Genomic DNA, 8,536 nt, shown 5'->3' with positions numbered 1-8,536 from the left:
GCTGTGCGTGGTGGCCACGCCGCGCGAGGCGTTCTGGGCGTTCGGGCTGTACCTGCTGGTGCTGGTCGCGGTGTGGGTGGTGGCGCGCGTCCCGGTCGGCTGGATCGCCGCGCGGTCGCTGATCGAGCTGCCGTTCGTGGTGCTGGCGCTGGCGCTGCCGTTCACCGGCGGCGGCGAGCGGGTGCGGGTGCTGGGCGTCGCGATCTCCGCCGAGGGCGCGCTGGCCGGGTGGGGCATCCTGGCCAAGGGCACGCTGGGCGTGCTGGTCTCGCTGACCCTGGCCGCCACCACCGCGCCGCACGAGCTGCTGCTGGGCCTGCGGCGGCTGAAGGTGCCGCCGGTGCTGGTCACCATCGCCACGCTGATGCTGCGCTACGCCGAGGTCGTGGTCGCCGAGGCGCGGCGGATGCGGATCGCCCGGATCTCCAGGGGCGACGACCCGAGGTTCCTGTGGCAGCTCGGCGCGACCGCGCGCGGCGTGGGCAGCCTGTTCATCCGCTCCTACGAACGCGGCGAGAGGGTGCACCTGGCGATGGTGTCGCGCGGCTGGACCGGTGGGGTGCCCGAGGCGAGCGCGACCGGGGTGCGGCCGGTGCGCGCCGCGCCCGCGCTGCTGGTCGAGCGGCTGGCCTACGCCTACCCCGACGGCCACCAGGCCCTGTACGGCGTCGACCTGCGCGTGGAGCGGGGCGAGCGGGTCGCCGTGCTGGGCCCCAACGGCGCGGGCAAGACCACGCTGGCGCTGCACCTCAACGGCGTGCTCAGCGGCGGTTCCGGGCGCGTGGAGGTGGCCGGGCTGCCGGTGGAGAAGGCGAACCTGCGGGAGATCCGGCGCCGCGTGGGCGTGGTCTTCCAGGACCCCGACGACCAGCTGTTCCTGCCCACCGCGGCGCAGGACGTGGCGTTCGGGCCCGCCAACTTCGGGCTGCGCGGCCGGGAGCTGGAGCAGCGGGTGCGCGCCGCGCTGGCGGCGGTGGGCATGGCCGAGCACGCCGACCGCTCGCCGCTGCACCTGTCCGGTGGCCAGCGCCGCCGGGTGGCGCTGGCCACCGTGCTGGCGTGCGACCCGGAGCTGCTGGTGCTCGACGAGCCGTCGGCGAACCTGGAGCCGGTGGCCCGCCGGGAGCTGGCCGAGGTGCTGCTGGGCCTGGACCGCACCATGCTGATGGTCACCCACGACCTGCCCTACGCGCTGCAGCTGTGCCCGCGCAGCGTGCTGATCGACGGGGGCGTGGTGGTGGCCGACGGGCCGACGCGGGAGATCCTGGCCGACGCCGAGCTGCTGGCCAGGCACCGGCTGGAGCTGCCGTTCGGGTTCCGCCTCGACTGATCGCGCCCCAACCGATCGCCTCTGGCCGCCCCTCGCGCGTCGGCGGGGTCAGAGCAGCCCTGCCTCGTGCAGCCGCACCGCGGCGGTGGCCAGCCCACCGGTGCCGGTGGCCCCGGCCCAGATCAGCCTGAGCACCCGGTAGGCGTCGGCCCGCCGCCCAGGGCTGGAGCCGGAGAGGGCGACGTGCGCGGCGTAGCTGACCAGGAGCGCCACGAAGACGGCGTAGCCGCAGAAGAACCAACCCCACATGCTTCCCCTCCGAGGTGGTGGAGGGGGGCGGGACAGGACTGTCCCCGCCTCAATCGTCCCGCGCCCGTCAAACGGACCGGCACGGGCGGGCGCGGGCTGCCCCCGCCGTCGGGGCAGCCCACGCCCACCCCGTCATCACGGGCTGCTGCAGGTCACCGTGGGCAGGGAGTTGCTGCCGGAGTAGCTGGCGGTGAAGCCGAAGGTGGTCGACTGCTCCACCCCGATGCTCCGGTTCCACTCCACGTTCTTGACGACCACCTGCGACCCGGACGTCGTGAGCACGCCGTTCCAGAGGCTGTTGACGGTCTGCCCGCTGGCGAAGTTCCACGTGGCGGACCAGCCGTCGTACGGGCTGGTGCTGTGGTTCATGATCTCCACCTCGCCCTGGAAGCCGCCGTCCCACGCGCTGGTGATCTTGTAGATCGCCATGCACTTGGCGTCGTGGCCGCTGTCGGGCACGGTCGTGGTGGGACCGTCGCCGGTGCCCGTCTGGCCGATGCCGGTGACCTCGCCGTTGCCGCCGTCGAAGACCACGTCGGAGCAGTTGTAGAAGGTCTCCTGGCTGTCCGAGCGCGTCCAGACCGAGTAGATGATGTGCCTGCCGGACTTGCCCGAGGGCAGGTTGCCGTTCCAGTAGTACTGCCCGTCCACCGAGCCCACCGCGCCCCTGCTCGGCGGGTTGGTGACGCTGAGGAACGGGGTGTCCTCCAGGTCGTTCCAGCTCAGCGCCCTGTTCGGGTCGTAGCTGCTCTTGGTGACGTACATGTGGAACGTGCCGGGGTGGGCCGCCCACATGTTGTACGACCAGCTGAAGTTGGCTCCCGCGGTCAGGTGGGTCACCGGGTAGTCGGCGCGGGCGATGTCGAAGCCCGAGTAGGTGGAGTTGCCGCCGCTGCACAGCTTGCCGTCGGGGATGAACCCGCGGGTGCGGCCCGCCCCGTCGGAGCGCAGGACGCCGAACCAGTTGTAGAGCGCGTTGGCGCCGCCCGCGTTCACCGCCGCGGCGCAACCGGGGTTCTTCGGCACGATGTTGCCCTGCGGGGACAGGCCGTCCCGCCAGCACAGGAAGGTCCGGCTGCCCGGCTTCATCATGGCGCCGTGGGCGGACGCCGGGTCGGGAGCCGCCACGTTCGCCACCACCGCGATCGCGATGCCTGCCACTGCGGCCGTCGCCAGCGCGATCCATCGTCGGACCGTCACGTCGTTCACCTCCGCGTTGAGGTCTGGGAACGCTCCCAGGGGCGTCTCCGACTGTAACGGCAGCAGGTGCTCTCTGTGAATGGGTGATCACCGGGTGCGTCCGGGCGCTCCAGCGCGGACCGCCGGAAGGTCGCGTCGGACTACACCCGGACGCGGGCACGCCGCCGGACCGGCCCCCCTGGGCGGGTGGGGCCGTGCGGACGGCCTGCGGGCACGGGCGGGTGGTGCGGCCTGCGCAGCACGCGGTGCGCCAGCGCGGCCCGCCGGTGCGGCGGCGCGGCCAGCACCGACGCGGCGAAGAGGGTGGCCAGCAGCGTCAGCACACCGGCCAGCACCAGCGTCTCCGGCGCGCCGATCCGCTCGCACAGCCAGCCCAGCAGCGGCGCCCCCACCGCGCCCGCGGCGGCGCCGACCGAGCCGTTGATGGCCAGCACCCGGCCGCGCATCCCGTCCGCGGTGTCCAGCTGCACCCGCGTGCTCAGCGTCGTGTCGATCACCACCGCGCCCGCCGCGATCGGCACCAGCACCACCGCGAAGCCCAGCATCCCCGGCACCACGCCGCTGACCGCCTGCAACGCGCTGGTCACCCCGGCGACCACCAGCAGCAGCCGGACGGTCAGCGCCTTGCGCGCCGCCGCGGCCAGCCCGCCCAGCACGGTGCCGACGGCGAAGACCGTGGACAGCGTCCCGTAGCTCGCGGCGCTGTCGCTCATCGCGGCCATGGTGACCTGGTAGTTGCGGCCCAGGCTGGACAGCGCGAAACCCAGCGCGAACAGCAGGAGCAGCCTGCCGCTGGCGGTGACGTGGCGCAGGCCCGCCCGCACCCCGACCTGCTCTTCCGGACTGCTCGCCAGCGGGTGCAGCTCCTCCCGGCGCACCGCCAGCACAGCGCCCACCACGGCGAAGAAGCTCAAGGCGTTGACCAGGAACAGCACCGGCGCGCCCACCGCGGCGGCCAGCACCGCCGCGGTGCTCATGCCCAGGATGCGCCCGGTGGAGCTGAGCACCGAGCCCAGCGCCAGCGCGTTGCCCAAGTCCTCGCGGGCCACCACCTGCCCGCCGAAGCGGCCCAGCGCCGGGCCGTCGAAGACGGTGACCAGACCGGCCAGCGCGGTCAGCCCGAACACCAGCGGCATCGGCGCTTCCCGCCACACCGCCAGCGCCAGCAGCGCGGCCAGCACGGCGTGCGAGGACTGGCAGGCCAGGATCACCCGGCGCACCGGGACGCGGTCGGCCAGCGCCCCCGCCCACGGTCCGAGCAGGACCGAGGGCAGGGCGCTGAGCAGCACCGAGAGGCCGACGGAGGTCGCCGAGCCGGTGCGCTCCATGACGACCCAGTTCAGACCGATCAACTGCATCCACGAGCCGGTCACCGAGATCAGGTCGGCGATGGCCCACAGGCGGTAATTGCGGCCGCGCAGGGCGCGGAACATCGAAGAAGCTCCCCTGAGGACGGTGCGGGCGAGAGGCGCCCAGAACATGCTCCGTCCACTTTAAACATCGCTTTTCGGTGTTCCCGCTGGTCGATCAGGTGAACATGCTCACGTGGCGCGGTCCGCGGCCAGCGCGGCGAGCCGGTCCAGCGCCTGGCCCAGGTAGCCGTCGGTCATCTCGTGGGACTGCCCGCCGACCGCCGAGGCGTGGTCGCCGCGCACGTCCAGGTGCAGCACCGCGGTGCTCTCCGCCGGACCGTCCTCGCGGACCTCCAGCCACCCCGAGTACCCCTCGCCGTCCAGGTCGCCCCACTCCAGGCGGCGGCGCTCCTCGTCGACGGTGAAGTACCCGTCGGCCTCCTCGACGTCGTCGCCCACCGACACCCGCCCGGTGACCCGCTCCGGCCCACTCGGCTCGACCTGCACGCCATCGGGCAGCCACGCGTCCAAGGCGGAGACGTCCCGCGCGGCGTCGAACACCGCACGCGCCTGAACGGGGATCTTCTGCTCGTGCTCGAACTCAGCCATGTCGCAGCGGTACCCGCCGCGACCGGGCACTACACCGCGGCGGGCAGCCGTCGCCCCATCGCGGCCAGTTCGACCCGCGCCCGAGCGGGGGTGATCCGGCGCATCCCGGCGTCGCAGCAGCGGCGCACCACCGCGGGCTGCTCGCGCAGCAACCGCAGGCCGCGGCGCAGCAGCAGCGGCACCGGCTTGCGCGCCTCGGCCACGTCGCGGGCCAACCGCCGCGCGAAGGTCACCGACGCGCTCGGCGCGAGCACCACCGCGTCGGCCAGCACACCCGCCTCCCGGCAGCCCGCCACCAGCCGGTCCGCGAACAGCCCCTCGGCCAGGAACACGGGCGCGCCGTCCAGCACCACCGCCCGGCTGCCGACGCGGGAGTCCGAAGCGATGTCGTAGACCGGCGCCTCGACCGCGCCCGTGGTGGCCAGCGCCACCACGGCCGCCAGCGCCTCGGCGGTGTTCCAGGACCGCTCGGCGTCCCAGTCCGGTCGGCCCGCCGCGTCGCGCGGCAGCAGCGGGTCGTCACCCTCGCGGTAGAAGTCGTCCAGTCGCAGGACCGGCCAGCCCAGGTGGGCGGCGAGAGTGGACTTGCCCGAGCCCGAAGGACCCGCGAGGAGCACAACGCGCGCGTGAACGGCAGGTGACGGCACGGGGCATGAGTCTCGCACACCCGAACCCGATCGCGTAGCGCCGCTGCTCGCGGTGAGGGGGCGCACACCGGACGACTACAGTCGAACACGTGACCGAAAGGCTGTTCGACGAGGGCTTGTTCGGAGTCGACCCCGAGGAGCGCGAAGCCCGGATCGCCGCCAACGCGCCGCTGGCCGTCCGGATGCGGCCGCGCGACCTCGACGAGGTCGTCGGGCAGGACCACCTGCTCGGACCGGGTGCCCCGCTGCGCAGGCTGGTCGAGGGCGCCGCGCCCGCCTCGGTGATGCTCTACGGCCCGCCGGGCACCGGCAAGACCACCCTGGCCACGCTGGTCTCCCGTGCCACCGGACGGCGGTTCGCCGCGCTGTCGGCGCTGTCGGCCGGGGTGAAGGAGGTGCGCGCCGTCATCGACGAGGCGCGCCGCAGGCTGGTCCGCTCCGGCGAGTCGACCGTGCTGTTCATCGACGAGGTGCACCGGTTCTCCAAGACCCAGCAGGACGCCCTGCTCGGCGCGGTGGAGGACCGGATCGTGCTGCTGGTCGCGGCCACCACGGAGAACCCGTTCTTCTCGGTCGTCTCACCGCTGCTGTCGCGCTCGCTGGTGCTGCAGCTGCGCCCGCTGACCGACGACGCGGTGCGCGTGGTGGTCCGCCGCGCGGTCGCCGACGAACGCGGCCTCGGCGGCTCGGTGACCCTGGCCCGGGACGCCGAGGACCACCTGGTGCGGCTGGCGGGCGGTGACGCCCGGCGCGCGCTGACCGCGCTGGAGGCCGCCGCCGACGGCGTGGCGGGCGAGCTGACCCTGGAGCGGCTGGAGGCCACCGTCGACAAGGCCGCCGTGCGCTACGACCGGCAGGGCGACCAGCACTACGACGTGACCAGCGCGTTCATCAAGTCCATCCGGGGGTCCGATGTGGACGCCGCGCTGCACTACCTGGCCCGCATGATCGAGGCGGGGGAGGACCCCCGGTTCATCGCGCGCAGGCTGGTCATCCACGCCAGCGAGGACGTGGGCATGGCCGACCCGACCGCGCTGCAGACCGCGGTCGCCGCCGCGCAGGCGGTGCAGCTGATCGGCCTGCCCGAGTGCGCGCTCAACCTGGCCCAGGCCACCGTGCACCTGGCCACCGCGCCGAAGTCCAACGCGGTCACCACGGCGATCGGCGCGGCCATGGAGGACGTGCGCAAGGGCGCCACCGGCCCGGTGCCCGCGCACCTGCGCGACGGCCACTACGCGGGCGCGGCCAAGCTGGGCAACGCCCAGGGCTACCGCTACCCGCACGACGTGCCCGAGGGCGTGCTGACCCAGCAGTACCCGCCGGACGAGCTGGTCGGCCGCGACTACTACGCGCCGACCGGCCGGGGCGCGGAGCGGGTCATCGCCGAGCGGCTGCCCAGGCTGCGCCGGGTGGTCCGCGGCCAGGAGTGAAAATCCGGTGCCGAGCCGGGCCGCGTCTGCCACCGTGGCCGCGTGACGGACGTCCCGGCCAACGGCCACGCCTACCTCGACTTCAACTCGCCGCTCTCGGACGCCAAGTCCTACCAGCTGATCAACGGCCTGCACCCGCTGGCGGGCGCGACGGTGGTCGACTACGGCTGCGGCTGGGGGGAGCTGCTGCTGCGCGCCGTGGAGCACGAGCCGACCGCTCGCGGCCTGGGCGTGGACAGCGACGAGCACGCCGTCCGGCGCGGGCGGGCCACCATCGCCGCCCGAGGGCGGTCCGCGCACGTGAGCCTGGAGCCGGCCGACGTCACCACCTGGCGGGGACCCGCCGCGGACGTGACCATCTGCGTCGGCGCGTCGCACGCCTGGGGCGGCACCGCGCAGGCGCTGGCCGCTCTGCGCGAGCGGACCAGGCCCGGCGGCAGGCTGCTGCTGGGGGAGGGGTTCTGGGAGCGCCCGCCCACCGAGCGGGCGCTGGGGATCTTCGGCGACACCGTGCCCGGCGACCTGGCGGAGCTGGTGGACCTGGCGCTGGACAGCGGCTTCCGGCTGCTCGCGCTGACCACCGCCACGCCCGACGAGTGGGACGACTTCGAGTCCCGCTGGTGCGCGGGCCGGGAGCGCTGGCTGCTGGAGCACCCGGAGCACCCCGAGGCGGCCTCGGTGCGGGCTATCGTGGACGAGCACCGCGACGGCTGGCTCAAGGGCTACCGCGGCAGCCTCGGCTTCGCCTACCTGACCCTCGCGCGGACCTGACCCGGCCCGCGCCCGACCGCGCTTGCCGCCGTCTCCCGCCCGGCCGGGGATACCGGACGGGGGCGGCGGCGCCCGCCTCAGACGGTGCTGAGCAGCCGGATCGACTCGGTGCGGTACGCGGGCGGGGAGATGCGGCCCGCGCACCGGCTGGTGCCGCTGCTCGCGGCGGTGCTGCGGTGGACGACCACCTCGTAGAACAGGTCGATGCCGCGCACGGTCACCACGCGCGCCTCGCCGTCGTCGGTGGGAACCGGGCGCTCGTCCACGGCCAGCGCCGCGTCCAGGCCGCGCAGGCCCGCGTGCCTGCGCACTGCGATCTCGGCGTACTGCGCCCACGGCGTCGCCGCGGAGGTGCGCCCGCGCAGCTGGTCGGGCTGGACCTGGCCCGCCATCGCGGCCTTGGCCACCAGCGCCGCCTCACCGGGGTCGAGCTGGCCGTGCAGGAAGCCGTCGGGCACCACCAGCAGGTTGCCCGCCCAGCGGTCACCGCCGACGTGGCTGACCTCCCAGGCCCTGCCGGGGTGGTTCTCGCCGAGCACACCCGCCAGCGGGCGGCCCAGCACCGCGCAGCACATGTCCTTGGTGCCGTGCGTGCAGACCAGGAACAGCGGGCCCGCCACCGGCTCGCCGTGCCCCGGCTCGCCCCGCACCACCGCTTCCAGGTCGAGCTCGGCCAACCCGGCCAGGTCGGTGACCTCCCGCCGCTCCAGCCACCGGTTCCCCGGCACACCGCTGGCCAGGTACACCGAACGGGGGGCCGCCGGGTCGCGCCGGTGGCGGCCGGGGCGGCGGATCAGCAGCGGCCGCAGACCCGCGGCGCGCAACGACTCCAACCGCTCCGACCCGAGCACCGGGCCGAGGGTCCGCTCCAACGCGTCGGCGGTCCACGGGCCCGGCTGCTCCACGAGCAGCCAGGACGTCATGCGCGCCGCCGTTCCGGCCGGGTTG

At 74.5% G+C, this 8,536-nt stretch carries 9 protein-coding genes and 1 pseudogene; 4 read left to right on the top strand and 6 right to left on the bottom strand.

Annotated features, from left to right (window positions below; genetic code table 11):
• Together IEZ00_RS36800 and IEZ00_RS19530 are read left to right on the top strand one after the other, a co-directional pair.
• A pseudogene (locus tag IEZ00_RS36800) lies at positions 1-496 on the top strand (energy-coupling factor transporter transmembrane component T family protein); the annotation flags it as partial.
• A gap of 96 nt (positions 497-592) precedes the next feature.
• Complete coding sequence (locus tag IEZ00_RS19530) at positions 593-1,330, top strand: energy-coupling factor ABC transporter ATP-binding protein (protein WP_229795934.1); 738 nt, start codon at positions 593-595, stop codon at positions 1,328-1,330.
• Positions 1,331-1,378: 48 nt separating this feature from the next.
• On the opposite strand, the gene IEZ00_RS19525 is transcribed toward IEZ00_RS19530, so the two are convergent.
• The 5 genes from IEZ00_RS19525 to IEZ00_RS19505 form a co-directional block, all read right to left on the bottom strand.
• A complete protein-coding gene (locus IEZ00_RS19525) occupies positions 1,379-1,579 on the bottom strand; it encodes a hypothetical protein (protein ID WP_189224722.1) in 201 nt (66 codons plus the stop codon).
• A 135-nt stretch (positions 1,580-1,714) separates the two neighbouring features.
• The gene (locus IEZ00_RS19520; RefSeq protein ID WP_229795898.1) at positions 1,715-2,779 is read right to left on the bottom strand and encodes a lytic polysaccharide monooxygenase auxiliary activity family 9 protein; all 1,065 of its coding nucleotides are present in this window, start codon (positions 2,777-2,779) and stop codon (positions 1,715-1,717) included.
• A gap of 140 nt (positions 2,780-2,919) precedes the next feature.
• The gene (locus IEZ00_RS19515) at positions 2,920-4,212 is read right to left on the bottom strand and encodes an MFS transporter (protein WP_189224721.1); all 1,293 of its coding nucleotides are present in this window, start codon (positions 4,210-4,212) and stop codon (positions 2,920-2,922) included.
• 108 nt (positions 4,213-4,320) lie between these two features.
• Positions 4,321-4,740 carry an SRPBCC family protein gene (locus IEZ00_RS19510; protein ID WP_189224720.1) on the bottom strand — a complete coding sequence of 140 codons (420 nt, stop codon included), beginning with the start codon at positions 4,738-4,740 and terminating at the stop codon, positions 4,321-4,323.
• A 29-nt stretch (positions 4,741-4,769) separates the two neighbouring features.
• Positions 4,770-5,357 (bottom strand): uridine kinase family protein, encoded by a 588-nt coding sequence (locus IEZ00_RS19505; protein WP_229795897.1) that lies wholly within the window; start codon positions 5,355-5,357, stop codon positions 4,770-4,772.
• A 119-nt stretch (positions 5,358-5,476) separates the two neighbouring features.
• On the opposite strand from IEZ00_RS19505, the gene IEZ00_RS19500 reads away from it, so the two are divergent.
• Both IEZ00_RS19500 and IEZ00_RS19495 read left to right on the top strand, forming a co-directional pair.
• Positions 5,477-6,817 carry a replication-associated recombination protein A gene (locus IEZ00_RS19500; protein ID WP_189224718.1) on the top strand — a complete coding sequence of 447 codons (1,341 nt, stop codon included), beginning with the start codon at positions 5,477-5,479 and terminating at the stop codon, positions 6,815-6,817.
• Between the two features lie 42 nt (positions 6,818-6,859).
• Positions 6,860-7,588: an SAM-dependent methyltransferase gene (locus tag IEZ00_RS19495; RefSeq protein ID WP_189224717.1), complete on the top strand. Its 729-nt coding sequence runs from the start codon at positions 6,860-6,862 to the stop codon at positions 7,586-7,588.
• Positions 7,589-7,665: 77 nt separating this feature from the next.
• Here IEZ00_RS19495 and IEZ00_RS19490 read toward each other — a convergent pair.
• Positions 7,666-8,536: ferredoxin family protein (locus IEZ00_RS19490; RefSeq protein WP_229795896.1), on the bottom strand; the 871-nt coding region annotated here is incomplete at its 5' end.

Source organism: Saccharothrix coeruleofusca, assembly GCF_014648515.1.
Lineage (GTDB): Bacteria > Actinomycetota > Actinomycetes > Mycobacteriales > Pseudonocardiaceae > Actinosynnema > Actinosynnema coeruleofuscum.
Note: the sequence above shows the minus strand (reverse complement) of the source record. Positions and strands in the feature narration are given on the sequence as shown.